This window comes from Leucobacter sp. L43 (assembly GCF_016597785.1).
GTDB classification, from domain to species: Bacteria; Actinomycetota; Actinomycetes; order Actinomycetales; family Microbacteriaceae; genus Leucobacter; species Leucobacter alluvii.
The window spans coordinates 211,727-236,692 of record NZ_JAENJG010000001.1 but is presented as its reverse complement, the minus strand read 5'-3'; the positions used below and the strand labels follow the sequence as shown (position 1 = coordinate 236,692).

Below are 24,966 nucleotides of genomic sequence, written 5' to 3'. Positions count from 1 at the left end.
CAGGAGCCGACTGCGGCGGGGCGCCGCGCTCCGGCCCCATAGACTGAACTCAGACCACCCTCATTCCGAAACAATCAAAGAGGAGCTCCCGTGTCCGGACACTCCAAGTGGGCGACGACGAAGCACAAGAAGGCGATCATCGACTCGCGCCGTGCAAAGGCGTTCGCCAAGTACATCAAGAACATCGAGGTCGCGGCGCGCATCGGCGGCGCTGATCTCTCAGGGAACCCGACCCTCGTCGACGCCGTGCAGAAGGCGAAGAAGAACTCCGTTCCGGGCGACAACATCGATCGCGCCATCAAGCGCGGTGCCGGGCTCGACGGAGACGCAGTCGAGTACATGACGATCGTGTACGAGGCGTACGGCCCGAACGGCGTCGCCCTCATGATCGAGTGCCTGACGGACAACAAGAATCGTGCAGCGGCGGAGGTGCGCACCGCGTTGAATCGCAATGGCGGCACCCTCGCTGATCCGGGCAGCGTCGCGTACAACTTCGGGCGGAAGGGCGTCATCGTCGTTCCCGCCGAGGGCACCACGGAGGACGACGTGCTCGCTGCGGTGCTCGAAGCCGGTGCAGAAGAGGTCAACGCCGCTCCGAATGGCGAGACGTTCGACGTCATCACGGATGCTTCTGATCTCGTCGCTGCTCGCACCGCGCTCGTCGACGCCGGGATCGACTACGACTCGGCGGACGCGGAGTTCGTGCCGAGCCTCAAGGTCGAAGTCGATGCCGACACGGCGCGCAAGGTGTTCCGCCTGATCGATGCACTCGAGGACAGCGACGACGTACAGAACGTCTTCACGAATGTCGACTTGACCGCAGAGGTGCAGGCCGAACTCGCTGAAGACGAGTGACGCACCGGTCGAGACCGGATCCTCGACGATGACGCGCATCATCGGCATCGACCCCGGCCTCACGCGCTGCGGCATCGGCGTGGTGACGGCCGGGGCCGGGCGGCGCGTGACGTTCGAGCACGTGGAGGTGCTCGGTTCGCCGGCGACGGCCGAACTGCCGGCTCGGCTCCATCAGCTGGGGTCCGCGATCGAACGGCTGCTCGACGGCGAGAAACCAGCGGCGATCGCTCTCGAGCGCGTCTTCGCTCAGCAGAACCTCCCGTCGGTGATGGGCGTCGCTCAGATCAGCGGCGTCGTGATGTTCCTCGCCGAGCGGCGCGGCATTCCGGTGGCGCTCTACACCCCGAACGAGGTCAAGGCGCAGGTCACGGGCTACGGCAGCGCCGACAAATTGCAGGTCACGACGATGGTGACGCGCCTCCTCAGGCTCGCCGCGCCCCCGAAGCCGGCGGACGCCGCTGATGCGCTCGCGTTGGCGATCACTCACGCCTGGCATCTCTCGCGGGGCGGGACGGCCGATCGTTCCACCCGGGCTACGGCGCCGGCGGGGGAGACGCCTGCTCAACGGGCGTGGCGCGAGGCCGAGGCCAAGGTCGGCCGACGCCGCAGCGGCCCTCGGGCGTAAGCGCCAGAACTCTCACGGGAGTCGGAACTCCGCCGACGCGTCAGGGCCGCTCTGCGGGAGGGTCCTGGTCGACGTCGCGATCCTCAGCGCCGGCGCGCGGTTCCCGCTCACCGATGTCTCCCGGTTCTGGCAGCGTGATCGGCAGTGTGATGGTGCCGGTGTGCAGCGCCTCTTCGATGACCTGTTCGACCTGGCGCTGACGCCGAAGTCGGATGCGGCTCAGGGCGCGCTGCTCGGGCAGGCTCCACCCGAACCGCACGGCGAGCAGACGAACGAGTGCAGTCACCACGACGCAGACGATGCTCGCGGGGATGACCGCGACGCCGAGCGCCAGCAGGCCGACGAGCACCGATACTCCGACCAGGCTCGCCACGGCGTAGAGCGAGCCGACATGCATGAGTGCGATCGGAATGTTGAGCATCAGGTCGCGCAGCACGCCGCCGCCCACCGCCGAGACGGTGCCGATGAAGAGCGCCGGTACGAACGGCATGCCGAGTGCGAGCGCTTTCGTCGCGCCGATCGCCCCGAACATTCCGATGCTGATCGCGTCGAGCACGGTGATCACCGGGTCTGCTTTCTCGAGCAGCCGCTGCAGCAGCATTCCGATGAGCGCGGCGCCTGTTGCCACGATGAGGTACCAGTTGTCGGCGAACGCCGCCGGCGTCGTGCCCAGGAAGACGTCGCGGAGGAAGCCGCCGCCCACCCCTGAGAAGATTCCGATGATCGCGACGCCCAGCAGATCGAGCCGTTTGAAGCCCGCGGCGAAGAGCGCGCCCTGGAGGCTGCCGACTCCGACCGCGGCGAGATCGGCGTAGAGCGGAATGCGGAACGTCTCGTCGAACACGACTCCATTCTCGCGCACGATCGGGCGAATGCGACGGGCCGCATGCGTCGTTGCGCCGCGGGCGGAATGGGGTACGCGCCGTCGCGAGGGTGGAGGATACTGGACTCGTGCCCCTCTACCGCGAACAAGGTGTTGTGCTCCGCACCCATAAGCTGGGTGAGGCCGATCGCATCGTCACCATGCTGTCGCGTGACCGCGGGCTGCTCAGGGGAGTCGCGAAGGGCGTGCGCCGCACTTCGTCGAAGTTCGGCGCCCGTCTCGAACCGTTCATGGTCGCGGATGTGCAGTGCTTCGAGGGTCGCTCGCTCGACACCATCACGCAGGCGGAGACGCTCGGCGCATACGGTCCGGCGATCAGCGCCGACTACGACCGGTACCGGGCGGGCAGCGTCATCGTGGAAACCGCGGAGCGCCTCGCCGAGGGCGACCCCTCCCGGCCGCTGTACGAACTGCTCGTGGGCGCGCTCCGCACGCTCGCGGCCGCCAGGATTCCGCCGGAGCTCGTGCGGGACGGGTATCTGCTGCGCGCGCTCTCCATCGCCGGCTGGACGCCCGGCTTCGTCGACTGCGTCCGGTGCGGAGCCGCGGGGCCCCACACCGCCGTCGTCGTGCAGCTCGGTGGCGTCGTGTGCGAGGACTGCCGCACCCCCGGCTCACCCAGGCTGGATCCGGGCAGCATTCTGTTGCTCGGGGCCCTGCTCTCGGGGAACTGGGACGACGCGCTGCAGGCCTCGGAGCGGGAGCGCGGTCAGGCCGCCGGCATTGCCGCTGCGTACACGCAGTGGCACCTCGAGCGCGGGTTGCGCTCGTTCCGCGCGCCGCGGCGCTGAGCTGCGGGGCCGCGGACCGCATCTACACTGGCAGTCATGCACCGCGCTCCGTCCTCGCTCGTGCCGGTCGACTGGACCGGGGAGCAGCCTCCGATCTTCGCCGGCCCGCCCCCGCAGCACGTCGCCATCGTCATGGACGGCAACGGGCGTTGGGCGAACCGGCGGGGCCTCCCGCGGGTCGAAGGGCACCGGATGGGGGAGCAGGCACTGCTCGACGTGGTCGCCGGGGCGATTCAGGCCGGGGTCGCCCATCTCAGCGTGTACGCGTTCTCGACCGAGAACTGGCGGCGCTCACCCGATGAGGTCCGGTTTCTCATGGGATTCAACCGCGACGTGCTGCGTCGCCGTCGGGCGCAGCTCGATGCCTGGAACGTGCGGATGCGCTGGGCCGGGCGCCGCCCGAAGCTCTGGGGATCGGTGATCAACGAGCTGCAGGCGTCGGAGCGCGCGACTGCGTCGAACACCGGACTCACCTTGACGATGTGCGTGAACTACGGCGGGCGCAACGAGATCACGGACGCAGTGCGCGCAATCGCCTCCGAGGTGCGCGCCGGTCGGCTCTCACCGAACGGCATCACAGAACGCACCATCGAGCGTCACCTGTACGTTCCCGAACTGCCGAATGTCGATCTGTTCCTCCGCAGCTCCGGCGAACAGCGCACGAGCAACTTCATGCTCTGGCAGTCCGCGTACGCGGAGATGGTGTTCCTCGACACGCTCTGGCCCGATTTCGGCAGGCGGCAGCTCTGGGAGGCGATCGGCATCTATCATGACCGGGATCGTCGCTTCGGCGGTGCCGTCGACACGCCCAACGGATCCTGATCTGCGAGAATGGTACGGATATGACTTCCCAGACTCTCGGTGACGCCCGCCTGCGCATCGGGCCGCTCGCACTCGATGTGCCCGTCGTGCTCGCCCCCATGGCCGGTATCACCAATACGGCATTCCGGCGGCTCTGCCGCGAATACGGCGCAGGGCTCTACGTGAGCGAGATGATCACGAGCCGGGCGCTCGTCGAACGCACGCCCGCGTCGTTGCGTCTCATCAAGCATCATGAGAGCGAGACGCCGCGTTCGATCCAGCTCTACGGCGTCGATCCGAAGACCGTGTCGGAGGCCGTGCGCTTCCTGGTCGATCAGGATCTCGCCGATCACATCGATCTCAACTTCGGGTGCCCGGTTCCGAAGGTCACTCGCAAGGGCGGGGGCTCTGCGCTGCCGTGGAAGAGCGATCTGTTCCGAGCGATCGTCGAGGGGGCGGTGCGGTCCGCTGGCGACATTCCGCTGACGGTGAAGATGCGCAAAGGCATCGATGAGGATCACCTGACGTACCTCGATGCCGCGCGTGCTGCCGAGGGCGCAGGCGTGGCCGCCATCGCGTTGCACGGGCGCACAGCGAATCAGTTCTACTCCGGCCAGGCCGACTGGAGTTCGATCGCGACGCTCAAGGAGACCATCACGAGCGTGCCCGTGCTCGGCAACGGCGATATCTGGTCGGCCGATGACGCCATCCGCATGGTCCGCGAAACCGGCTGCGACGGCGTCGTCGTCGGCCGCGGGTGCCTCGGACGCCCGTGGCTCTTCGGCGACCTCGCAGCGGCGTTCCGCGCTGAAGCCGGGGAGATCACGGCAGAGGAAGCGGCGGCGTCGATCGCTCAGCCGCCGCTCGGGTTCGTCATGGATGCGATGCGTCGCCACACCGAGCTGCTCGTCGAGTTCTACGACGACGATGAGCCGCATGCGTGCCGCGACATCCGCAAGCACGTCGCCTGGTACTTCAAGGGCTACGGGGTCGGCGGCGACACGCGTCGCGCGCTGGCGGCCGTCGAATCGCTCGAGCAGATGGACGAGATCTTCGCCACGATGGATGCCTCACTGCCGTACCCCGGCGAAGGCGCCGAAGGGCAGCGCGGTCGCGCCGGCAGCCCGAAGCGGGTCGTGCTGCCGGACCGCTGGCTCGAGAGCCGCACGAGCGAGAACATCGACTACGCCGATTTGGCGGATGCCGAGCGAGACGACTCGGGTGGGTGAGTCGGACCTGCCCGCCGGATACGATGCGGTCGACGCCGAACGCTACGTGCCGGAGTCGCATTCCGGATCGCGCAGCGATTTCGCCCGCGACCGTGCGCGCGTGCTCCACTCGAGCGGCTGGCGACGCCTCGCGGCGAAGACGCAGGTGCTCAGCCCCACGGCCGGCATCGATTTCGCGCGGAACCGTCTGACGCATTCCCTTGAGGTCGCGCAGATCGGCCGGGAGCTCGCCGTCTCGCTGAACCTTGCGCAGGACGTGGTGGACACTGCGTGCCTCGCGCACGACCTCGGTCATCCGCCCTTCGGCCACAACGGGGAGAAGGCGCTCAACGAGTGGGCCGTCAACGCGGGCGGGTTCGAGGGCAACGCGCAGACGCTCCGAGTGCTCGCGCGACTCGAACCCAAACGGTTCACCTCCGACGGTGCGAGCGTGGGGTTGAATCTGACCCGCGCGACGCTCGACGCCAGCTGCAAGTACCCCTGGAGCCTTGCCGAGGCCGAGCCCGGCAGCGCGAAGTTCGGCTACTTCGCGGATGATGCTCCAGTCTTCGCATGGCTGCGCGCGGGAGCGCCGGAGCGGAGCAAGTGCGCCGAGGCCCAGGTGATGGATCTCTCGGATGACATCGCCTACTCGGTGCACGATTTCGAGGACGCCGTCGTCAGCGGGTTCATCGACCCCGAGATCCTCACCGCCCGCTCAGGCCATGACTCGCTGATCCGTGCCGTGTCGGAGTGGGCCGGCGGTTCCTACTCGAGCGACGAGCTCGGGGCGGCGTACGACCGCATCTCCGAATCCGAGACCTGGCTGACCCGCTGGGACGAGAGCCGCGCCCACCAGGCGCAGCTCAAGAACTTCACGAGCGAGATGATCGGCCGGTTCGCGCGAGCATCGATCGGGGCGACGCTTGAGGCTGCGGACGGCTCACCGCTGGCGCGCTACAACGCTTCCGTCATCGTTCCCCGCGAGATCCGTGCAGAGATCGCCGTGCTCAAGGGGATCGTCGCGGCGTTCGTCATGGCGAGCGGGCGGCGTCAACCGACGTATCGTCGGCAGCGCGAGTTGCTGGGCGAACTGCTCGAGGTGCTGTGGGAATCGGGGGAGCACGAGCTGGAGCCCGCTTTCGCGGCCGACTTCCGCCAGGCCGCGGATGATGCGGGGCGGCGGCGCGCCATCGTGGACCAGGTGGCGTCGCTGACGGATCAGTCCGCGATCGCCTGGCACAAGCGGCTGTGTGATGTGCCGCTGGTTTAGGCGAAACGCGCAGCGTTTCGCACCAGCGGCAGCGGCGCCACAGCGTCGCCTGGTGTAGGCGAAACGCGGAGCGTTTCGCACCAGCGGCAGCGGCGCCACAGCGTCGCCTGGTCGGCGGGCTTCGGCAGTAGACTGTACAGCTATGGCAGGTCGGATCCGTGCGAGCGATATCGAGGAAGTGAAGCGTCGCACGAACCTTGCCGATCTCGTCGGTGACTACGTCACCTTGAAGAACGCCGGAATCGATTCGATGAAGGGCTTGTGCCCGTTCCACGATGAGCGCAGCCCCAGTTTCCACGTGCGTCCGGCGCTCGGCTACTACCACTGCTTCGGGTGCGGGGAATCCGGTGACGCGTTCACCTTCCTCCAGCGCATGGACCATCTCACCTTCGCCGAATCGGTGGAACGGCTTGCAGCGCGGATTCACTACGGTCTGACGTACGAGGAGGGGAGTTTCGCGCGCGAAGACGGCCCGAATCGCGCCCGGCTGCTCGCGGCGAACACCGCAGCGGCCGAGTACTTCTCGGCGCAGCTCGCCGGTGAAGAAGCCGCGATGGCGCGCGACTTCCTCACGCAGCGCGGTTTCGACGAGGCCGCCTGCGAACGGTTCGGCGTCGGGTACGCCCCGCGCGGCTGGGACGGTATGAGCGGCCACTTGCGCGGACTGGGATACACGCCGCAGGAGCTCGTGCAGTCCGGTCTCGCCTCCGAGGGGCAGCGCGGTGCCTACGATCGCTTCCGCGGGCGAATCGTCTGGCCCATCCGCGACACGAGCGGCCAGACGCTCGGCTTCGGAGCGCGCAAGCTCTACGAGGACGACAACGGCCCCAAGTATCTCAATACGCCTGAATCCCCGGTTTACCACAAGTCGCAGGTGCTGTACGGCCTCGATCTCGCGAAGCGGGCGATCTCGCGCGGCAAACGCGCCGTGGTCGTCGAGGGATACACCGATGTCATGGCCTGTCATCTCGCGGGCGTGGAGACCGCGGTGGCGACCTGCGGAACGGCGTTCGGCAAGGATCACATCGCCGTGCTCCGACGCATCATGGGCGATGATTCCGCCGCCGAGGTCGTGTTCACCTTCGACCCGGATGAGGCCGGGCAGAAAGCCGCGCTCCGCGCCTTCAGCGAGGAGAAGCGCTTCACTGCGCAGACCTACGTCGCTGTCGCGCCGGAAGGGCTCGATCCCTCCGATCTGCGTCAGCATCGCGGGGACGAGGCGGTTCGCGAGCTGTTCACGCGCAAGATTCCGCTCTTCGAGTTCGCGCTGAGGCAGGCGATCGCGCGTTTCGACCTGAACAGCGTGGAAGGGCGGGTCGCCGCGCTGCGCGAGGCCGCGCCGATCATCGCGGAGATCAGGGACCCGTCGCTCCGCCCGGGATACACGCGAGAGCTCGCGCGCCTGCTGGGCGCCGAGCTGAATGAGGTGCAGCATGCCGTGCGCAGCGCCGAGCGCAGCCCTCGGGGCAGCGATCGCGGCGGCCAGGACCGGTCGGGTCAGGGCCAGAACGGGCCGCAACGGCAGGGCCAGCACGTGCAGAACCAACGACAGCAGCAGCGCGGCGGGTACGGGCAGCGCGGGGCCGCGCGCCGGCCAGGGTCGTCGGGGCAGCAGGAGGATCCGTACGCCTCCGGCCCGAGTGCCCAGTACGACGACGCTTCGGACCCGTACGGCGGACCCTCCGATCCGCAGCGTGATCCGACACCCGCCGCGCCGCGTCGTATCGGACTCTCTTCGCTTCGCAACGCCCCTACGACCTGGCTCGAACGCGACGCCCTGATGGCGATGCTGCAGCAGGGCGAATCGGTGGGCCCTGACCTGCTGCAGCAGGCGGTGACGGCGCAGGTGCTCGAACCCGACCTGCGTGTCGTGCGCGATGCACTCGGCGCCGCATTGCCGGTACTCGGCACGCCGGCGTGGTGGGACGCCGTCATGGCGGCTGCACCCGAGTCGCATCACGGACTCATCCGCGAGCTCGCCATGGCCCCCATGCCGCAGCGAAATCTCGATCAGCTGGCGGCGTACGCCCGCGACGTGGTGGTCTCGCTGCTCGACCGGGATCTCGTGGAGCTCAAACGCGAACTGCTCGCACGCCATCAGCGCATCGGCGACTCCGCAGACCCGCGCGCTCGTCAGATTCAGGAGCAGCTCGTCGCGCTCGAATCAGCTCGCCGCAGTCTGCGCGCAGATTGAGCGGCGTGCCGAAACCGCTCCCGCCGTGCGCATCCCGATGCCCTAGGCTGCTGGTCAGCCGGAGCGCACCACGAGCCACCGAGGAGAATTCAGGATGCCCCACCCCGTAGTCGACGCCGATCCGATGATTCGGGTCTCGGACCTCTCGCTCTCGTACCCGGCGCACGCGGGGGGCCGGGAGTTCGAGGCCGTCGAGGGGCTTTCCTTCGATGTCGCGCGCGGCGACGTGTTCGCCCTCCTCGGCGAGAGCGGTTCGGGCAAGTCGACGCTTGCGAAGTTCTTGGCGGGCCGCGGGCCGGACGCCAGCGAGAAGTCGAGCCGCATTCGGCTCACCGGCGGTGAAGCCACCGTGATGGACGTGCCCATGAACCGCCTGTGGCGCCGCACCCGCGCGCGTTTGACGGCGTACGTCGGCCACCTCGCCCAGGATGCCGGCGCCACGCTCACGCCCGAGCTCAACGTCGGCGACATCCTCTTCGAGCCGATCGTCGAGCGAAGCAAGCACTTCGACCGCGATGAGCTCGGCGAGCGCATCGCGGAGATGATGGACATCGTCGCCCTTCCGCTCGCGAAACTGCAGGAGTATCCGTACGAGCTGTCGAAAGGCCAGCGGCAGCGCGTCGCGGTGATGCGCTCGCTCATGCTCGACCCGCGGCTGCTGATCGCGGATGAGCCCACACTCGGCGTCGACGCGAACAACCGGCCGAAGATCGTCGAGCTGCTGCGGTGGTACCGAGAGCGCAGCGGTGCCACGATGCTGCTGATCAGCCACGACATCGGCATGCTCGAGGCCCTGGTGCAGGAGGTGCTCGTCATGCAGCAGGGCCGGCTCGTGGGGCGCGGGGAGATCAATGAGATCTTCCGCAACGCCGACCACGGGTACGTGCAGCGTCTCGCGCAGGCGCTGCGCGCGACGGCGTACGACGAGATCGCGGAAGAATAGCGTCCGCTCGGCGGGCGAATCGCCCGAACCGGGACGATTTGCACACCCGCTTCGGGGCTTGCTAACCTAGTCTGGTTGCAGTCGCAATGATCCCCTGTAGCTCAGTTGGCAGAGCGCTTGACTGTTAATCAGGATGTCGCTGGTTCGAGCCCAGCCGGGGGAGCGAGCGAAGCCCTTACCCTTGCGGTAAGGGCTTTTTCGTTTCATCCGACGCGCAGGGAGGCGCTATGACTTCGAACGATTCCTCCGCTCAGGCGGGTGCACGCGTGATCAGTGTGCCTCCGTACGGAACACCCGTCGTGGACGAGCGCGCCTGGATCGCGCCTGGAGCCGTGGTCGTCGGAGACGTTCGCATCGGCGCGCAGTCGAGCGTCTGGTACAACGCAGTGCTGCGCGGCGACTCCGACTCCGTGCGGGTGGGGGAGCGGAGCAACATTCAGGACGGTGCGGTCGTGCACACGCAACGCGGGGATGCGGCGATCATCGGCGACGACGTCTCGGTCGGTCACCTGGCGATGATCCACGGTGCCACCATCGAGAACGGCTGCCTCATCGGGATGCACGCCACCGTGCTCACCGGCGCCGTCGTGGGGTCGGGCAGTCTCGTAGCCGCGGGAGCCGTCGTGCCGCAGGGCATGATCGTCCCGCCGCACTCGCTCGTCGTCGGCGTGCCCGGTCGAGTGGTGCGCGAACTGCGGGACGAGGACCGCGAGGCGGTGCGCCTCAACTCGGCGCGCTACCTGGAGACCACCGAGAATCATCGGGCCGCGACACGCGACGAGTGACGGCGCGTTCGTGTCGGGCTCGACGATGCAGTATGATCGGTGAGGTGCTTCGGCACGCGCTGCACGCAGCACGGGGATGTAGCTCAATGGTAGAGCCTCAGTCTTCCAAACTGATTACGCGGGTTCGATTCCCGTCATCCCCTCCGCCGAGAAGGCCCCGCTCACGCGGGGCCTTCTCCGTTTCTCCCGTCGCCGCGCCTCCGTGCGCGCGGATTCCGGCGCTTCTCCGGGCACCTGCAGCGCAGCGGTTCGCGCATCGGCTAGACTTGCTCGGGTTGCGCGCGACCGCGCGCCAGCACGATGGAACTCCCGGGTACACCGGGGCGTAGCTCAGCTTGGCTAGAGCGCCCGCTTTGGGAGCGGGAGGTCGCAGGTTCGAATCCTGTCGCCCCGACCAGGGTCCGCCGGCCCGAAACCGGCATCCGAACGACATTCTGATGATGAGAGGCCAAATTGCCGAAGACGACAGCTGAGAAGCTCACTGCGACCCGCGCCAAGCTGAGCGTGGAAGTTACGCTCGACGAGCTGGAGCCCTACCTCAAGCAGGCGTACAAGACCATCTCCGAGCAGGTTTCGGTGCCCGGATTCCGCAAGGGCAAGGTCCCCGCGCCGATCATCGATCAGCGCGTCGGCCGTGAAGCAGTCATCCAGGAGGCTGTCAACAGCTCGCTGGACGACTTCTACCAGGCTGCTCTCGCCGAGGCGGACGAGCGCCCCATGGGCCGCCCCACCGCGGATGTCGAGCAGTGGCCGGAAGCCAAGGATCCGGAGAGCACCCTTGTGCTCGCGTTCGAGGTCGAGGTGCGCCCCGACTTCACGCTGCCCAAGTACGACGGCCTGAAGCTGACCGTCGACAACGTCGAGGTGGACGAGGATGCGGTCGAGGCCGAGATGACCAAGCTCCGCGAGCGCTTCGGCACCCTCGTGACCGTGGATCGCCCCGCGAAGACCGGCGACTTCGTCGAGCTGGACCTCACCGCGACCATCGACGGCAACGAGGTCGATCAGGCGAGCGGCGTCTCCTACGAGGTCGGCGCTGGCAACCTGCTCGCAGGTACGGATGAGGCAGTCGAGACCCTCACCGCCGGCGAGACGACGAATTTCACCTCGCAGCTGCTGGGCGGGGAGTACGAGGGCCAGGACGCCGAGGTCGAGCTCACGGTCACCGCGGTCAAGGAGCGCGAGCTTCCCGAGGCCGACGACGAGTTCGCGCAGCTCGCGAGCGAGTTCGACACGATCGACGAGCTCCGCGAGAGCCTGAAGGATCAGGTTTCGAAGGCCTCCGTCTTCGCGCAGGGTCAGCAGGCACGCGATCTCTTCACCGCAACGCTCATCGAGCAGGCCGGCATCCCCGTCTCCGAAGAGCTGGTGGAGGAAGAGGTGCACCGTCACCTCGAGGGCGAAGGCCGCCTCGAGGACGACGAGCACCGCGCCGAGGTGCGGAAGTCGTCGGAGGAGCAGATCCAGCTCCAGCTGCTGCTGGACGCGATCGTCGAAGCTGAAGGCGTGACGCCGACGCAGAACGAGCTCTCGCAGTACATCTTCCAGTCGGCGCAGCAGTACGGCATGGAGCCGACGCAGTTCCTCCAGGCCATCAGCCAGGGCAACCAGATGGGCGTGATCCTCGGAGAGGTCACGCGCAACAAGGCTCTCGCGGTCGCGCTCGCAAAGGTGGAGGTCGTGGATCAGGACGGCAACGCCGTCGATCTGAGCGAGTTCACGGCCGTCGATTCCGATGAGGAAGCCGACGCATCGGACGACGCCGCTGAGGCGGTCGAGACCGAAGCCGCTCCGGAGTCAGAGGCTCCGGCTCCCGCTGCGAAGAAGTCCGCCGCGAAGAAGCCGGCCGCCGCGTCGGCCGAGAGCGCTCCCGCTGACGACGAGGCCGCGAAGAAGGCCGCTCGTTCGGCTGCCGCCAAGAAGGCTGCCGCCACGCGCGCCGCCAAGAAGGCCGCCGCCGAGGCTGAAGAGGCCGGCAAGTAGGTCGCCTCCCGCCGCATCCGCGATCCCCTGCCTCGAACTTCGAGGCGGGGGATCGTTGCGTATCGGCGGCCATGCGCCCACGGCGAACACGGCTCACGAGGCGCGAACGACTCGGTACGCTCGAACCAAGCAACAACGAATGGAGCGCCGCATGGCTGAACAGACGCCACCGAACAGCGTGTTCGAACGACTGCTGAAGGACCGTATCATCTGGCTCGGTTCCGAAGTCCGTGACGACAACGCGAATGAGATCTGCGCCAAGATCCTGCTGCTGGCTGCAGAGGATCCCAAGGCCGACATCTACCTCTACATCAACTCTCCCGGCGGCTCGATCACCGCGGGCATGGCGATCTACGACACGATGTCATTCGTTCCGAATGACATCGTCACCGTCGGCATCGGCATGGCCGCGTCGATGGGCCAGTTCCTGCTCACCGCCGGCACCAGGGGCAAGCGCTACATCACCCCGAACGCCCGCGTGCTGCTGCACCAGCCGCACGGCGGATTCGGCGGCACGGCGAGCGACATCCAGACCCAGGCGCAGCTCATCACCTCGATGAAGAACCGCCTCGCCGAGATCACCGCGGCGCAGACCGGGAAGACGCTGGAGCAGATCAATGAGGACGGCGACCGCGATCGCTGGTTCACCGCAGATGAGGCGCTCGAGTACGGCTTCATCGACTTCATCCGCGATTCAGCCACCGATGTCATCGGCGGCGGCGGCACCAGTAACTAACGTGACGGACAGGAAGCAACTCACTCGATGAATACTCCATACATGCCCCAGTCCGGCGGATCGAGCCTGCAGATGCCCGATGCGCGCTACGTGCTCCCGACCTTCGAAGAGCGCACGGCCTACGGCTACAAGCGTCAGGATCCGTACGCCAAGCTCTTCGAGGATCGCATCATCTTCCTCGGCGTGCAGGTCGACGATGCGTCAGCCGACGACGTCATGGCCCAGCTCCTGGTGCTCGAGAGCCAGGACCCTGAGCGGGACATCACCATGTACATCAACTCGCCGGGCGGCTCCTTCACCGCCATGACGGCGATCTACGACACGATGCAGTACATTCGCCCGCACGTGCAGACGGTGTGCCTCGGCCAGGCGGCGTCGGCTGCGGCGGTGCTGCTCGCCGGTGGAACCCCGGGGAAGCGGCTCGCGCTGCCCAACGCGCGCGTGCTGATCCACCAGCCATCCAGCGGTCAGGGCGGCCACGGCCAGGCCTCGGACATCGAGATCCAGGCCCGCGAGATCCTGCGGATGCGCGAATGGCTCGAGGAGACGCTGTCGAAGCACTCCAAGCGCAGCATCGAAGAGGTGAATCGCGACATCGATCGCGATAAGATTCTCAGCGCACAGGAGGCGTTCGAATACGGGCTCGTCGACCAGGTGCTGACGAGTCGGAAGAACCCGCAGCCGGTCATCGCGAAGTAGTCACACGGAGCCTCGGGGGCGACCCCGGGGCTCCGGCGCGCCGCCCATCAATGTCTGAGGCTCCCGCTAGTCTCGAAGGCATCGGATCAGACCGAGTTAGGTGAAGGAGCTCCGCATGGCGAAGATCGGCGAAAGCAGCGAGCTGCTCAAGTGCTCCTTCTGCGGCAAGTCGCAGAAGCAAGTGCAGCAGCTCATCGCCGGCCCGCAGATCTACATCTGCGATGAGTGCGTGGCGCTCTGCAATGAGATCATCGAGGAGCGCCTCGCGGAGCACCAGACGGGGGAGACCTCCGACTTCACTCTGCACAAGCCTCGTGAGATCGCCGACTTCCTCGACCAGTACGTCATCGGGCAGGACCGGGCCAAGCAGTCACTCGCCGTTGCGGTGTACAACCACTACAAGCGTGTGCGCGCGCTCTCGTCGCTCGCGAGCGCTGAGGTCGCCTCGGAGCAGGTGGAGATCGCGAAGTCGAATATTCTGCTCATCGGCCCGACCGGGTGCGGCAAGACGTATCTCGCGCAGTCGCTGGCACGACAGCTCGGTGTGCCGTTCGCGGTTGCTGACGCCACGGCCCTCACCGAAGCGGGGTACGTCGGCGAAGACGTCGAAAACATCCTCCTGAAGCTTCTGCAGGCAGCCGATTTCGATGTCGCGCGCGCAGAGATGGGCATCATCTACATCGATGAGATCGACAAGATCTCTCGTAAAGCCGAGAACCCCTCGATCACGCGCGATGTCTCGGGCGAAGGCGTGCAGCAGGCGCTCCTCAAGATCCTGGAGGGCACGGTCGCATCGATTCCTCCGCAGGGCGGGCGCAAGCACCCGAATCAGGAGTTCATCCAACTCGACACCACGAACGTGCTCTTCATCGTCGCCGGCGCATTCGCCGGTCTCGAGGAGATCGTCGGGTCTCGCCTCGGCAAGGGCGGCATCGGGTTCGGTGCGCCGGTATCGAGCAAGCGCAACGACGATCAGCTCTTCGCTCAGGTGCAACCTGAAGATCTGCATAAGTTCGGTCTCATTCCCGAGTTCATCGGACGCCTGCCGATCGTAGCGACGGTCGATCCGCTCGACGTCGAAGCGCTGACGCGCATTCTCACCGAGCCGAAGAATGCACTCGTGAAGCAGTACCAGCGCATGTTCGAACTCGACGGCGTGAGTCTCGAGTTCGAGGATGCCGCGCTTGAAGCCATCGCTGAACTCGCCGTCGAACGCAAGACCGGCGCTCGTGGGCTCCGTGCGATCCTCGAAGGGATCCTCGGGCCCGTCATGTTCGAGGTGCCTTCCGACGGTGACATCACGAAGGTCATCGTGACCCGGGAATCGGTGAACGGGGAAGCTGCGCCGCGCGTGCTGCAGGCCCGTGGAGGCCGCGAGAGCGCGTAAGTCATCGGCCTCTCTGTTGAGAGCTCGGGCGCGCCCGCGGCACGACTCCTGCGGTACGCGACGTCAAGCGCGGCGAATGCCCTCGCCAGGCTCCCAGGCGCGGCCTGCGATGGAACGCACGTGCCACGTTCCTGACTCGTCGCGCTCGACCTCGGAGATGGCGAGATTCTCGGCCCGGGGCACCTCATCTGCCGGCAGCCCGGAAATGTCCGCGAGCAGATGCCGGATGAACGAACCGTGCGTCACAGCGATGACGCGGCCGTTCCGAAACTGATCGGCGATGCGGTCGAGCGCCGATACCCCCCGCTCAGCGACCTCGTCATGACCCTCCATGCTCGGGTACTGGCGCGACGGCCAGTGCTCGAGGGCGACACTGTGCGACAAGCCTTCCGCATCGCCGAAGGAGCGCTCGACGAGCCCCTCGCACGTCACCGCCTCGAGACCGAGCCGCTCGGCGAGGATCTCAGCCGTCTGCCGAGCTCGGAGCAGCGGACTCGTCACGACCGCGTCCCACCCGCCTGCTCGTGAGAGTCGCTCGGCGAGGACGCTGGCCTGCTCTCGGCCGGTGGCGTTCAGCGGAATGTCGGTGCGACCCTGCATGCGACCGGAGAGATTCCAGTCGGTCTGCCCGTGCCGGATGAGAGCGATGCGCACGCTCAACCGCCCACTGCGGTGATATCGAAGCTCAGCAGTACGGACCCGTTCTTCTGGGGGATCTGCAGAGCGGTGACGCTCAGCGTGCCGTGTGTGAGTGTGGCGGCGACGCCGCCATCACCGGTCTCGGATCGCTCCGATTCGGCGAACCCGCTCGCGCTGACGATCGACTGCCACAGCGCATCAGCGGCAGCCCGGTCCTCAGCGGTGAGCACGAGATACCATTCGCTCGCCGATCGCTCACCGGCATCGTCGATGCGGGCGCCGTCGGGCACGACGAAATCGGCCACCGGGAATGACGCGGGGAGCGTCGTCGATTTCGACGTGTCCTGCGGATCGCCCTGCTGCGGCCATCCGCCCTCGCTGCTCCCGGAGGCGGCGCCGTTCGCTTTGCGGTCGCCCTCGCCGACGCTCGATGCATCGCTGCCCGCTTCATCGTCCGCCCCGGCGTCCTCACCGGCAGTCGCACTCTCGTCAGACCCGGAGGAGTCGGCGTCCGCCTCCGCGGAGGCCGAGGCGGACGCCGACGACGATCCGTCGCCGCGCGCACCGCCGTCCGCCGCAGGCTCGGGAGCACAGGCGCTCAGCCCCATGAGGGCGATGACTGCCACCGCCATGCTTGCGCCGAATCGGCGCCCGACCAGGTCGTCTCCGCGAAACATCGAACTCCTCAACTCAGCCAGTCATCATCGTCGGCGTCGTCGTCTGCGCTGTGGGCCAGACGCTCCTCCGCGAGCCCCGGCTCGCCGCTCCCGCTCACGGGCCCGGTGCGCACGCGACCGACCACGTCGAGCGCGACGAACACGAGGTCATCGAGCTCGCAGCGCGGCCGGCCTTCGAGCCAGGTCAGCGTCCACGAATCAGCCTCCGGATGCCCGTTCTCCTGCTCGGCGATCGCGGCATGCAGCGCTTCGGGCACGCTGCGGTGCGGGGGAGTGCCCCTCTGCCAGCGCGCCCCGAGCTGCATCGTCACGCCTCCACTGGTGCGAGCTGGATGTCGGCGACGGTGACTCCGCTCAGATCGTCCGGGCCGGCCTCGATCCGAAGCTCGGCGATCTTTCCGACTGCGGCGAGATCAGCCGAGGCCGACTCGAGGCGGGCGAGATCGGGCTGCCGGGCCTGCACGACCGCGATCGACACCGGGGTCTTCTGCGAAGCCTTTGCGGCCGTCTTCGCTCCGCGGATGCCCACGAGCGCCTCGCCGACGAGGCCGAGCAATGCGGCGTCGGAGTCGTCCCCGGCGAGCGAGGCGGCCTCCTCCGGCACGGGCCAGTCGGCCTGGTGCACAGACCCTTCGCCGAACCACGACCACACTTCCTCCGTGGCATACGGCAGGAACGGCGCGAGCAGGCGCACGAACACGGAGAGCGAGGTGCGCAGGGCGGTCACTGCCGACGCCTGCGACTGGCCTTGACCGTTGTGCGCGCGCTCCTTCACGAGCTCGAGATAGTCGTCGCAGAAGGTCCAGAAATACGATTCGGTCAGCTCGAGTGCACGGGCATGGTCGTAGTTCTCGAATGCGCGCGTCGCCTGCTCGATCACTCCCGCGAGTCCGGCGAGCACGGCGCGGTCGAGCGCTTCCGTGACGGTCCCGGCGCCCGAGTCGTCGAAACTGAGGGTGAATTTCGCCGCGTTCAGCAGCTTGATCGCCAGACGACGGCCGATCTTGATCTGCGTCGGATTCTGCGGGTCGAACGCCGCATCCGTGCCGAGCTTCGCCGAGGCCGCCCAGTAGCGCACGGCGTCCGACCCGTGCTGCTCGAGCATGCCGGCGGGCGTCACCACGTTGCCCTTCGACTTCGACATCTTCTTCCGATCGGGATCCAGGATCCACCCGGAGATGCCCGCGTGCTGCCACGGCAGCTGGCCGCACTCGAGCTCCGAACGCAGCAGCGTCGAGAACAACCACGTCCGGATGATGTCCTGACCCTGCGGCCTGAGACTGAACGGGTACACGAGATCGAACAGCTCCGGGTCGCGCTCCCAGCCGCCCGCGAGCTGCGGGGTGAGCGAAGAGGTCGCCCACGTGTCCATCACGTCGACCTCGCCCTGGAACCCGCCTGCGACTCCGCGCTGATCGGCCGTGTACCCGGCGGGGACGTCACTCGACGGGTCGACGGGCAGCTGATCCTCACTCGGCAGGATCGGCTCGTCGAAGACCGGATTGCCGTCGGCGTCGAGCGGGTACCACACCGGGATCGCGACACCGAAGAAGCGCTGACGCGAGATCAGCCAATCACCGGAGAGGCCCTCGACCCAGTTCTCGTAGCGCACGCGCATGAAGTCGGGATGCCACTCGAGCTCTCGCCCGTGCGCGAGCAGGCGATCGCGGAGCGCCTCATCGCGAGCACCGTTCACGACGTACCACTGGCGGGTCGAAACGATTTCGAGCGGCTTGTCGCCCTTCTCGAAGAACTTGACGGGATGCGTGATCTTGCGGATGTCGCCGACGAGCTCGCCGGAAGCGCGCAGCGAGTCGACGACGATCTGCTTCGCACTGAACACGGTCTTGCCCGCGATCTCCGCGTAGGCTGCACGCCCGGTCTCGCTCGTGATGACGTCGGGCGCCTCAGAGATCACGCGGCCGTCGAATCCGAGGATGGCACGATTCGGCAGGTCGAGTTCGCGCCACCAGACCACATCGGTCACATCGCCGAACGTGCAGATCATCGCGATTCCGGTGCCCTTGTCCTTCTGCGCGAGATGGTGGGCCAGGATCGGCACCTCGACGTCGAACAGGGGAGTGCGCACTGTCGAGCCGAAGAGCGGCTGGAAGCGCTCATCGTCGGGGTGCGCGACGAGCGCGACGCACGCTGCGAGCAGTTCGGGACGCGTGGTATCGATGAGGATGTCGCCCGATCCGTCCGACTTGTGGAAGGCGAGCGTGTGATAGGCGCTCGGCTGATCGCGATCCTCGAGCTCCGCCTGGGCGACCGCCGTGCGGAACGTCACGTCCCACAGGGTCGGCGCCTGGGCCTGGTAGGCCTCGCCGCGCTGGACGTTGCGGAGGAAGGCGAGCTGGGACGCGCGCAGCGACTCGGCTCCGATTGTTCGGTAGCTCTGCTTCCAGTCGACGGAGAGCCCGAGCGTGCGCCAGAGCGCCTCGAACTGCTGCTCGTCCTCCTCGGTGAGGCGCTCGCACAGCTCGATGAAGTTGCGGCGGGAGATCGGCTGCTGATCCGCCGCCTTGATGCTCTTGCCGTCGCCCCCTTCGTGCGGAGGGACGAATCCCTCGACGTACGGCAGCGACGGATCGCAGCGCACGCCGTAGTAGTTCTGCACGCGTCGCTCCGTCGGCAGCCCGTTGTCGTCCCACCCCATCGGGTAGAAGACGGCCTTGCCCTGCATGCGCTGGTACCGCGCGATGGTATCGGTGTGCGTGTACGAGAAGACGTGTCCCACGTGCAGCGATCCCGACGCCGTCGGCGGGGGCGTGTCGATGCTGTAGACGTTCTCCCGGGAAGCGCGCGCTCGCGGGAAGGCGTACGTGCCGGCTTCCTCCCACACCGGGCCCCATTTCGCTTCGAGGCCTTCGAGTACGGGCTTGTCGGGAATCGCGCTCATGCGTGGGGCTCCGCTTCTCGATACCGCGCTCAGCTGCGGCATCGGGGTTCGATGTGGACGGCACCGCGTGGTCGCGCGGCAGCTCATCGCCGCGCTGGTGCCTGATGGTGTGGATCCAGCTTACCGGCCATCAGTCACCGGCGAGCTGCACCCCGATCAGCGTCTCGTTGAGGGCAGGGTCACCGCCGGGCTCGGGTTCGGTGAGGTACTGCTCCCACGCGATGCCGGTCGGCTGCTCTCCCCGCTCGCTGATCCAGGCGTAGAGACGCTCATATGCGGCCGACAGTCCGCTGAAGTCGCCGCGCAGCAGCATCGTGGCGGTGCGGGCGGCCGGAATCGTCTCGGCCGTGATCCCGCCGCCGGTTCCGGTGTATGGCTGAGGGATCGGCACGGCCACCGACAGGTCGAGGCCCTCCGCCGCCGGGGAGCCGTGCATCACGCCCATCGGGGCGGCGGCCGGAGACACGCCTGTCTCTGCCAACGCCTGGAAGATCGCTGGGTACGCGCGGTCGTAGAGCTCGGGAATGCGGTCGAACGGAACGGTCTCCCGCACGACGGCCAGATGCACTTCGGGTCGGGATTCGATCTCGGGTGCGAGGGCTGAATCGCTCATGGTCTCTCCTCGATGACAGGCCGAGCCGGAAGCGCCCGACGTCGCCGATCCTACGCGGCAACGGCGCCGGGCGCTCCTGATTTCTCTATTCGGCGAGCAGGCCGGGGAATGCGTCGGGGTGCTCGTCGATCCAGGCGTCGACGGCCTCGGCCTCTTCACCCACCTCGTATTCGTTCGTCATCGCGTTCTCGAGCGTGCTGAAGGCCTCGTCGTTCAGCTTGAAATCTGCGGCGTAGTCTGCCGCGTCGGAAAAGCGCTCGGTGAATCCCTGGGTCGCGAGCACATGAATGCCCTCGGGGGTGCCCATGACACCCTTCGGGTCTTCGAGGTCGCGCAGGCCGTACACCTCGTTCGCCCAGAACGGGCGCCAGCTCGTCACGACGATGTCGTCGCCGGTCTCGACCGCGTCGCTCACCGAGGCGAGCATCGCCGCCGTCGACGAGGACACGAGGGAGAACTCACTGTCGAGTCCGTAGGCAGGCATGCCGACTTCCTCCGTGTGCTTCATCTGACCCGCGCTCGGCTCGATGCCGATGATCTTCCCGTCGAATCGATCGGCATTCGGCGCGAGTTCTTCGAGTGACGTGATATCGACATAGTCGGGCACCGAGAGGGTGATCGTGCCGTTGTCGTACCAGGTGCCGAGATCCTCGAAATCATCTTCCCGCCCCGCGACGTACTCGGCCTGCGTGCGCTCGGTCCAAGCACCCGAGAAGACGTCGATGCTGCCCTCCGCGAGACTCGTGTACAGCACGGCTGCCTCAGTGAGCTCCTGCATCTCGACGTCGTAGCCGAGCTTTTCGAACTGGTCCTTGAGGAGGAAGCCGCTGGTCTTGCCATCGCTCCAGGAGGGGACGTAGCCGATGGTGATGCTGTCTGCGCTGGCATCGGCGGCGTCCTCGGCAGAACATCCGGCGAGCGCCAGAGCGGCTGCTGCGGTGAGTGCGAGAGCAGAAGTGAGGGTGCGGAAATGCAAATGGTGTCCTTTCGTAAAGCGTGGTGCCGCTGTGCGGCATGAAAAAAGGAGCCCTTCCCGGAACTGTGTTTCGGGAAGGGCTCCTTTCGTACTGCGTGATTCCCCGAAGGGAAACGACGGATCGGTCAGCTGGTGATCAGACCCGGGTACGCATCTCCGTACTCCTCGAGCCATGCATCGACCGCCGCCTCGGGGTCGTCCTTGTACTCGTCACCGGTGACCATGCTCTCGAGCGCGCCGTAGGCGACGTCGTCGAGCTTGATGTCGGCGATGTAGTCGGCGACCTCGGGGTACTCCTCCGAGAGACCCTTCTTCCCCAGGAAGTGCAGGGTCTCGGGCTCGCCCATCGCACCCTTCGGGTCCTCGAGATCCTTCAGCGGGAAGGCATCGTTCGCCCAGAACGGGCGCCAGAGCGTCACGACGACGTCTTCTTCGTTGTCGATCTTGTCCTGCAGCGTCGCGAGCATGGTCGCGGTGGAGGAGGTCACGAGCTCGAAGTCGCCGTCCAGGCCGTACTCCGGCATCGCGACGTCCTGCGTCTGCGCGGTCAGCCCGGCGCCCGGCTCGATGCCGATGATCTCGCCGCCGAATCGATCCGCTTCACCGGCGAGGTCTTCGATGGAGTCGATGTCGACGTACTCGGGCACCGCGAGCGTCAGCACGGCGCCGTCGTAGTAGCCGCCGAGATCCTCGATCTGGTCGCCGAATTCCTCCATGTAAGAGGCGTGCGTCACCTCCGGCCATGCGGAGGGGTAGATGTCGAAGTCTCCACCGGCGAGTCCTGCGTAGAGCACGCCCGCATCGGTCAACTCTTCCATCTCGACGTCGTAGCCCATCTTGCCGAGCTGATCCTCGAGCAGGTAGGCGGTGCTGAGCCCGTCCGTCCAACCCGGCAGGTAGCCCAGTGTGACGGTGCCGTTCTCGCCGCCGCCGTCGCCGTCGGAGCCGCTGCCGGACCCATTGCCGGAGCAGCCTGCAAGGGCGAGGGTTGCGGCGGCTCCCAGAGCCAACATTCCGGTGAGAGTGCGCTTCTGCATACTTCGTCCTTTCGTTTCGTGCGCGGGGCGCACGGTGTGGGGGTACGTGTGTTGCGAGGGGTACGTGCGGTGCGTCATGCAGCCTTGGCGAGCGCGCCCGTGCGGCGCGCGTCACGGCGGCGGCGGATGCCGCCCAGCAACGAGTGCTTGTAGTCGCCGGGATTGCCGAGGGCCGCGGTCACGCGGTCGAGGAAGACGGCGAGGATCACGACGCTCAGGCCGGCCTCGACGCCCTGCGCGATGTTCAGGGTCGAGATGGCTGCGACGACCTCCTTGCCGAGTCCGTTCGCGCCGGCCATACCGGCGACGACGGCCATCGAGAGGGCGAGCATGATCACCTGGTTGATGCCGGCCATGATGGTCGGCATCGCGAGCGGCAGCTGGATGCCTCGGAGGATCTTCCCCGGTGCGGCTCCGAATGCGTAGCCGGCCTCGACCGTCTCGGAGTCGACTCCGCGGATGCCGAGTTCGGTGAACCTCACGCCGGGAGCGACCGAAAACAGGACCGTTGCGAAGACGCCCGGCACGAACCCGATGCTGAAGAAGATCACGGCGGGGATCAGGTAGACGAAGGCCGGCATCGTCTGCATGAAGTCGAGCACGGGCTTCAGGATCGCGCTGAACGTATCGCTCCGCGCTGCCGCGATGCCGAGCGGGATCGCGACGACAATGGCGATGAGGGCTGCGATGAGCACGAGCGCGAGCGTCAGCATCGCGTTCTCCCACTGGCCCATGCCGACGACGAGGAGCATCGTGATGACGGTGCCGACCGCGAGCTGCCAGGAGCGCAGCAGCCAGCCGATCAGCCCGAACACGATGATGAGGACGGGGAAGGGAACGGACGTCAGTCCGTCGGCCAGCCCCTCGACGAGGAACTTGATCACCAGGGTGACCACGTCGAGGAAGCCGTCGAACGTCGCCTTGAACCAGTTGAGTCCATCGGCTACCCAGTCGCCGAGAGGAATGCGGAAGTCGTCCATCAGCGCACCTCCTCATTCTCGGGTGCGAACCCGGCTCCGGCGGCGCTCTCCGGAGCATCGCCCAGTGTCTCTGAGATCATCGCCGCCGACACGGTGGGTGTCGGTTCGATGATCGGAATCTCCGTCGTCATAGTCGGGAGGTCGGTCAGTGCTGCGAGGAGCGTGACGCGCGGAACGACGCCGATGAGCCGATCCTGGTCGTCGGTCACAGCCACGGGCAGCGGACTCTCCACTGCGAGCTCGAAGAGCTCGGAGATGTACTGATCGCGCTTCACGATCGAGGGCGTGGGCCGGAGGCGCTCCGTGATGTCGGTACCGCCTTCGCGGACCTGGCGCAGCACATCCTTATCGCGGACGACGCCGAGCAGCTTGCGCGACGAGGACGTGACGAAGCACGCCGACGTCTGCAGATCGCGCATGGTGCGCAGCGCGGTGCGCGGGCCGGCGGTCGCCGGGACCACGGCGCGGGGCGGCTCCATCACGTCTCCCGCGGTGAGCACCCGGGCGCGATCGACGTCCTGCACGAACTGGGCGACGTAATCGTTGGCCGGGTCGGTGAGGATGTCGTTCGGCGTTCCGACCTGCACGATCCTCCCATCGCGCATGACGGCGATGCGGTCGCCCAGGAACATCGCCTCATTCAGGTCGTGCGTGATGAAGACGATCGTCTTGTTGAGCTCCTGCTGCAGTTCGACGAGCTGCTCCTGCATCTCTCGCCGAATCAGCGGGTCGAGCGCTGAGAACGCTTCATCCATGAGCAGGATGTCGGTGTCAGCGGCGAACGCGCGGGCGATGCCGACGCGCTGCTGCATGCCGCCCGAGAGCTCACCGGGCAAGTGCTCCTCCCAGCCGCCCAGGCCGACGCGCGTGAGCCAGTGCTGCGCTCGCTCTCGACGCTCCGCTGGAGCAACGCCCTGCAACTCGAGACCGTAGGCGACGTTGTCGAGGACACTGCGGTGGGGGAGCAGTGCGAAGTGCTGGAACACCATCGACATCCGGTCGCGACGCAACTCGCGCAGTTCTTGTCCGCTCAGGCCGACGACCTCGGTGCCGAAGACCGTGATCGACCCGTCAGTCGTGTCATTCAGGCCGTTGAGCATGCGGATCAGGGTCGACTTGCCGGAACCCGACAGCCCCATCACCACGAAGATCTCGCCTTGATTGACGCTGAAGCTCGTGTCGATCACAGCCGCGGTGCCCTGCCCGCGGACCTCTTCGCGCGTTGCGCCCTTCCGGAGGCGCTTGACGACCTCTCTGGGGCGTCGCCCGAACACCTTGTAGGCGTGGGAGACCGCGATCGCGGGCGACACCGTGTCTGGGGTCTCACCCGGCCGCACTTCGCCCGCAACCCCGGGCTGTTCCGTTGTACTGGTCACTGTAAACTCCTCGTTCTTGGCACGACGAAATCGGAGGCACGCCGGCGACTCGCGGGATCGCGGCGATCGCGGCGCAAGCGTCGCCCGGCAGCCTCTCAATTGGCCAGTTCGTATTGCGGAGGATCGGGCCGCACTCGACTTCCCGCACTCCGGGGCACCGAATTTCGGCGCTGGATGTCCCGGAGCGGATCAGGAAGAATGGCACGCGGCCGCCCTCAACGCTGAGACGACGCTAACAACGTCGTGCAATGGAGTGCAAGGCGCGCCCGGGTGCATGCGACGCTCAGGCGAGGTGATTCTCTGCGCTGATCTGGTATTTATCACTAACCGCATCGTTACTCGTTCGTTACCAACGGCGCACTTCCGGCCCGCCGCCGAGGCCCCTCGTCGCATGGTGAAGACCGGCCAACGCTGCGCTAGACTGGCTTCAACGACTGCGAACCGACCATCATCGGGGAGTCTTCGGAAGAACAGCGGCTCGACGCTCTCGGATGTAACAGGGTGCGGGCCGCCCAGTAGAACCGAACGGGTCGGGCCCGTCATCGCCCAATGAAGTGGTCGACGTGTCTCCCGACGGGAGCCGCGAGCGGCAAGCGGGGTGGT

At 67.0% G+C, this 24,966-nt stretch carries 23 protein-coding genes and 3 tRNA genes; 16 read left to right on the top strand and 10 right to left on the bottom strand.

The features are described from left to right. Nucleotides 1–90: 90 nt before the first annotated feature. Nucleotides 91–855 (top strand): YebC/PmpR family DNA-binding transcriptional regulator, encoded by a 765-nt coding sequence (locus tag JE033_RS01100; protein WP_090148870.1) that lies wholly within the window; start codon nucleotides 91–93, stop codon nucleotides 853–855. A 28-nt stretch (nucleotides 856–883) separates the two neighbouring features. Beyond that, nucleotides 884–1,480 (top strand): crossover junction endodeoxyribonuclease RuvC, encoded by a 597-nt coding sequence (ruvC, locus tag JE033_RS01095; RefSeq protein WP_090148872.1) that lies wholly within the window; start codon nucleotides 884–886, stop codon nucleotides 1,478–1,480. A gap of 40 nt (nucleotides 1,481–1,520) precedes the next feature. On the opposite strand, the gene JE033_RS01090 is transcribed toward ruvC, so the two are convergent. Next, the gene (locus tag JE033_RS01090) at nucleotides 1,521–2,324 is read right to left on the bottom strand and encodes a trimeric intracellular cation channel family protein (RefSeq protein ID WP_370567880.1); all 804 of its coding nucleotides are present in this window, start codon (nucleotides 2,322–2,324) and stop codon (nucleotides 1,521–1,523) included. Nucleotides 2,325–2,431: 107 nt separating this feature from the next. On the opposite strand from JE033_RS01090, the gene recO reads away from it, so the two are divergent. The 14 genes from recO to clpX all read left to right on the top strand — a co-directional run bounded on the left by recO (nucleotide 2,432) and on the right by clpX (nucleotide 15,163). Further along, nucleotides 2,432–3,154, top strand: coding sequence for a DNA repair protein RecO (gene recO, locus JE033_RS01085; protein WP_090148874.1), 723 nt, complete (start codon nucleotides 2,432–2,434; stop codon nucleotides 3,152–3,154). A 36-nt stretch (nucleotides 3,155–3,190) separates the two neighbouring features. Then, nucleotides 3,191–3,976 (top strand): isoprenyl transferase, encoded by a 786-nt coding sequence (locus JE033_RS01080; RefSeq protein ID WP_090148876.1) that lies wholly within the window; start codon nucleotides 3,191–3,193, stop codon nucleotides 3,974–3,976. 20 nt (nucleotides 3,977–3,996) lie between these two features. After that, a complete protein-coding gene (gene dusB, locus JE033_RS01075; RefSeq protein ID WP_090148878.1) occupies nucleotides 3,997–5,184 on the top strand; it encodes a tRNA dihydrouridine synthase DusB in 1,188 nt (395 codons plus the stop codon). Beyond that, nucleotides 5,156–6,436 carry a deoxyguanosinetriphosphate triphosphohydrolase gene (locus JE033_RS01070; RefSeq protein WP_370567879.1) on the top strand — a complete coding sequence of 427 codons (1,281 nt, stop codon included), beginning with the start codon at nucleotides 5,156–5,158 and terminating at the stop codon, nucleotides 6,434–6,436. The genes dusB and JE033_RS01070 overlap by 29 nt, the downstream gene beginning before the upstream one ends. A gap of 142 nt (nucleotides 6,437–6,578) precedes the next feature. Continuing rightward, nucleotides 6,579–8,630, top strand: coding sequence for a DNA primase (gene dnaG, locus JE033_RS01065; RefSeq protein ID WP_200328874.1), 2,052 nt, complete (start codon nucleotides 6,579–6,581; stop codon nucleotides 8,628–8,630). Nucleotides 8,631–8,724: 94 nt separating this feature from the next. After that, the gene (locus tag JE033_RS01060; RefSeq protein ID WP_090148883.1) at nucleotides 8,725–9,573 is read left to right on the top strand and encodes an ABC transporter ATP-binding protein; all 849 of its coding nucleotides are present in this window, start codon (nucleotides 8,725–8,727) and stop codon (nucleotides 9,571–9,573) included. A gap of 90 nt (nucleotides 9,574–9,663) precedes the next feature. Beyond that, nucleotides 9,664–9,736: transfer RNA gene (locus JE033_RS01055), tRNA-Asn, on the top strand. A 64-nt stretch (nucleotides 9,737–9,800) separates the two neighbouring features. Next, nucleotides 9,801–10,358 (top strand): gamma carbonic anhydrase family protein, encoded by a 558-nt coding sequence (locus JE033_RS01050; RefSeq protein WP_090148885.1) that lies wholly within the window; start codon nucleotides 9,801–9,803, stop codon nucleotides 10,356–10,358. 72 nt (nucleotides 10,359–10,430) lie between these two features. Further along, nucleotides 10,431–10,501: transfer RNA gene (locus JE033_RS01045), tRNA-Gly, on the top strand. A 176-nt stretch (nucleotides 10,502–10,677) separates the two neighbouring features. Then, nucleotides 10,678–10,755 (top strand) — tRNA-Pro (locus tag JE033_RS01040). Nucleotides 10,756–10,811: 56 nt separating this feature from the next. Continuing rightward, nucleotides 10,812–12,341, top strand: coding sequence for a trigger factor (gene tig, locus JE033_RS01035; RefSeq protein ID WP_200328872.1), 1,530 nt, complete (start codon nucleotides 10,812–10,814; stop codon nucleotides 12,339–12,341). A 55-nt stretch (nucleotides 12,342–12,396) separates the two neighbouring features. Beyond that, the gene (locus JE033_RS01030) at nucleotides 12,397–13,077 is read left to right on the top strand and encodes an ATP-dependent Clp protease proteolytic subunit (RefSeq protein ID WP_255536937.1); all 681 of its coding nucleotides are present in this window, start codon (nucleotides 12,397–12,399) and stop codon (nucleotides 13,075–13,077) included. A 27-nt stretch (nucleotides 13,078–13,104) separates the two neighbouring features. After that, the gene (locus JE033_RS01025) at nucleotides 13,105–13,776 is read left to right on the top strand and encodes an ATP-dependent Clp protease proteolytic subunit (protein ID WP_090148892.1); all 672 of its coding nucleotides are present in this window, start codon (nucleotides 13,105–13,107) and stop codon (nucleotides 13,774–13,776) included. A 115-nt stretch (nucleotides 13,777–13,891) separates the two neighbouring features. Continuing rightward, on the top strand, nucleotides 13,892–15,163 hold the full coding sequence (gene clpX, locus JE033_RS01020; protein WP_090148894.1) for an ATP-dependent Clp protease ATP-binding subunit ClpX: 1,272 nt from the start codon (nucleotides 13,892–13,894) through the stop codon (nucleotides 15,161–15,163). A 63-nt stretch (nucleotides 15,164–15,226) separates the two neighbouring features. Here the strand turns inward: clpX and JE033_RS01015 are convergent, their stop codons facing one another. The 9 genes from JE033_RS01015 to JE033_RS00975 all read right to left on the bottom strand — a co-directional run bounded on the left by JE033_RS01015 (nucleotide 15,227) and on the right by JE033_RS00975 (nucleotide 24,363). Beyond that, entirely contained in the window at nucleotides 15,227–15,817 is a 591-nt protein-coding gene (locus JE033_RS01015) for a histidine phosphatase family protein (protein ID WP_370567878.1), read from the bottom strand. A 2-nt stretch (nucleotides 15,818–15,819) separates the two neighbouring features. Then, nucleotides 15,820–16,479 carry a hypothetical protein gene (locus tag JE033_RS01010; RefSeq protein ID WP_200328868.1) on the bottom strand — a complete coding sequence of 220 codons (660 nt, stop codon included), beginning with the start codon at nucleotides 16,477–16,479 and terminating at the stop codon, nucleotides 15,820–15,822. A gap of 8 nt (nucleotides 16,480–16,487) precedes the next feature. Further along, a complete protein-coding gene (locus JE033_RS01005) occupies nucleotides 16,488–16,784 on the bottom strand; it encodes a Fe-S oxidoreductase (RefSeq protein ID WP_090148905.1) in 297 nt (98 codons plus the stop codon). 2 nt (nucleotides 16,785–16,786) lie between these two features. Then, a complete protein-coding gene (gene valS / locus JE033_RS01000) occupies nucleotides 16,787–19,381 on the bottom strand; it encodes a valine--tRNA ligase (protein WP_200328866.1) in 2,595 nt (864 codons plus the stop codon). A 130-nt stretch (nucleotides 19,382–19,511) separates the two neighbouring features. Continuing rightward, nucleotides 19,512–19,994: a GyrI-like domain-containing protein gene (locus tag JE033_RS00995; RefSeq protein WP_200328864.1), complete on the bottom strand. Its 483-nt coding sequence runs from the start codon at nucleotides 19,992–19,994 to the stop codon at nucleotides 19,512–19,514. A gap of 85 nt (nucleotides 19,995–20,079) precedes the next feature. Beyond that, nucleotides 20,080–20,970 carry a glycine betaine ABC transporter substrate-binding protein gene (locus JE033_RS00990; protein ID WP_200328862.1) on the bottom strand — a complete coding sequence of 297 codons (891 nt, stop codon included), beginning with the start codon at nucleotides 20,968–20,970 and terminating at the stop codon, nucleotides 20,080–20,082. Nucleotides 20,971–21,095: 125 nt separating this feature from the next. Further along, nucleotides 21,096–22,007: a glycine betaine ABC transporter substrate-binding protein gene (locus JE033_RS00985; protein ID WP_200328860.1), complete on the bottom strand. Its 912-nt coding sequence runs from the start codon at nucleotides 22,005–22,007 to the stop codon at nucleotides 21,096–21,098. 74 nt (nucleotides 22,008–22,081) lie between these two features. Then, nucleotides 22,082–22,987, bottom strand: a complete 906-nt coding sequence (locus JE033_RS00980) for a proline/glycine betaine ABC transporter permease (protein WP_090148919.1) — start codon at nucleotides 22,985–22,987, stop codon at nucleotides 22,082–22,084. Further along, the gene (locus tag JE033_RS00975; protein WP_370567877.1) at nucleotides 22,987–24,363 is read right to left on the bottom strand and encodes a glycine betaine/L-proline ABC transporter ATP-binding protein; all 1,377 of its coding nucleotides are present in this window, start codon (nucleotides 24,361–24,363) and stop codon (nucleotides 22,987–22,989) included. Before JE033_RS00975 ends, JE033_RS00980 begins: the two co-directional genes overlap by 1 nt. Nucleotides 24,364–24,966 lie beyond the last annotated feature (603 nt).

What these genes read in the sequence shown, in the direction of transcription:
- JE033_RS01060 (WP_090148883.1), top strand. Translation starts at nt 8,725, where the DNA reads ATGCCCCACCCCGTAGTCGACGCCGATCCGATGATTCGGGTCTCGGAC.
- JE033_RS01005 (WP_090148905.1), bottom strand. Translation starts at nt 16,784, where the DNA reads ATGCAGCTCGGGGCGCGCTGGCAGAGGGGCACTCCCCCGCACCGCAGC.
- ruvC (WP_090148872.1), top strand. Translation starts at nt 884, where the DNA reads ATGACGCGCATCATCGGCATCGACCCCGGCCTCACGCGCTGCGGCATC.
- dusB (WP_090148878.1), top strand. Translation starts at nt 3,997, where the DNA reads ATGACTTCCCAGACTCTCGGTGACGCCCGCCTGCGCATCGGGCCGCTC.
- JE033_RS00980 (WP_090148919.1), bottom strand. Translation starts at nt 22,987, where the DNA reads ATGGACGACTTCCGCATTCCTCTCGGCGACTGGGTAGCCGATGGACTC.
- JE033_RS01025 (WP_090148892.1), top strand. Translation starts at nt 13,105, where the DNA reads ATGAATACTCCATACATGCCCCAGTCCGGCGGATCGAGCCTGCAGATG.
- JE033_RS01050 (WP_090148885.1), top strand. Translation starts at nt 9,801, where the DNA reads ATGACTTCGAACGATTCCTCCGCTCAGGCGGGTGCACGCGTGATCAGT.
- JE033_RS01010 (WP_200328868.1), bottom strand. Translation starts at nt 16,479, where the DNA reads ATGTTTCGCGGAGACGACCTGGTCGGGCGCCGATTCGGCGCAAGCATG.
- JE033_RS00985 (WP_200328860.1), bottom strand. Translation starts at nt 22,007, where the DNA reads ATGCAGAAGCGCACTCTCACCGGAATGTTGGCTCTGGGAGCCGCCGCA.
- JE033_RS00995 (WP_200328864.1), bottom strand. Translation starts at nt 19,994, where the DNA reads ATGAGCGATTCAGCCCTCGCACCCGAGATCGAATCCCGACCCGAAGTG.
- clpX (WP_090148894.1), top strand. Translation starts at nt 13,892, where the DNA reads ATGGCGAAGATCGGCGAAAGCAGCGAGCTGCTCAAGTGCTCCTTCTGC.
- valS (WP_200328866.1), bottom strand. Translation starts at nt 19,381, where the DNA reads ATGAGCGCGATTCCCGACAAGCCCGTACTCGAAGGCCTCGAAGCGAAA.
- JE033_RS01080 (WP_090148876.1), top strand. Translation starts at nt 3,191, where the DNA reads ATGCACCGCGCTCCGTCCTCGCTCGTGCCGGTCGACTGGACCGGGGAG.
- JE033_RS01070 (WP_370567879.1), top strand. Translation starts at nt 5,156, where the DNA reads ATGCCGAGCGAGACGACTCGGGTGGGTGAGTCGGACCTGCCCGCCGGA.
- dnaG (WP_200328874.1), top strand. Translation starts at nt 6,579, where the DNA reads ATGGCAGGTCGGATCCGTGCGAGCGATATCGAGGAAGTGAAGCGTCGC.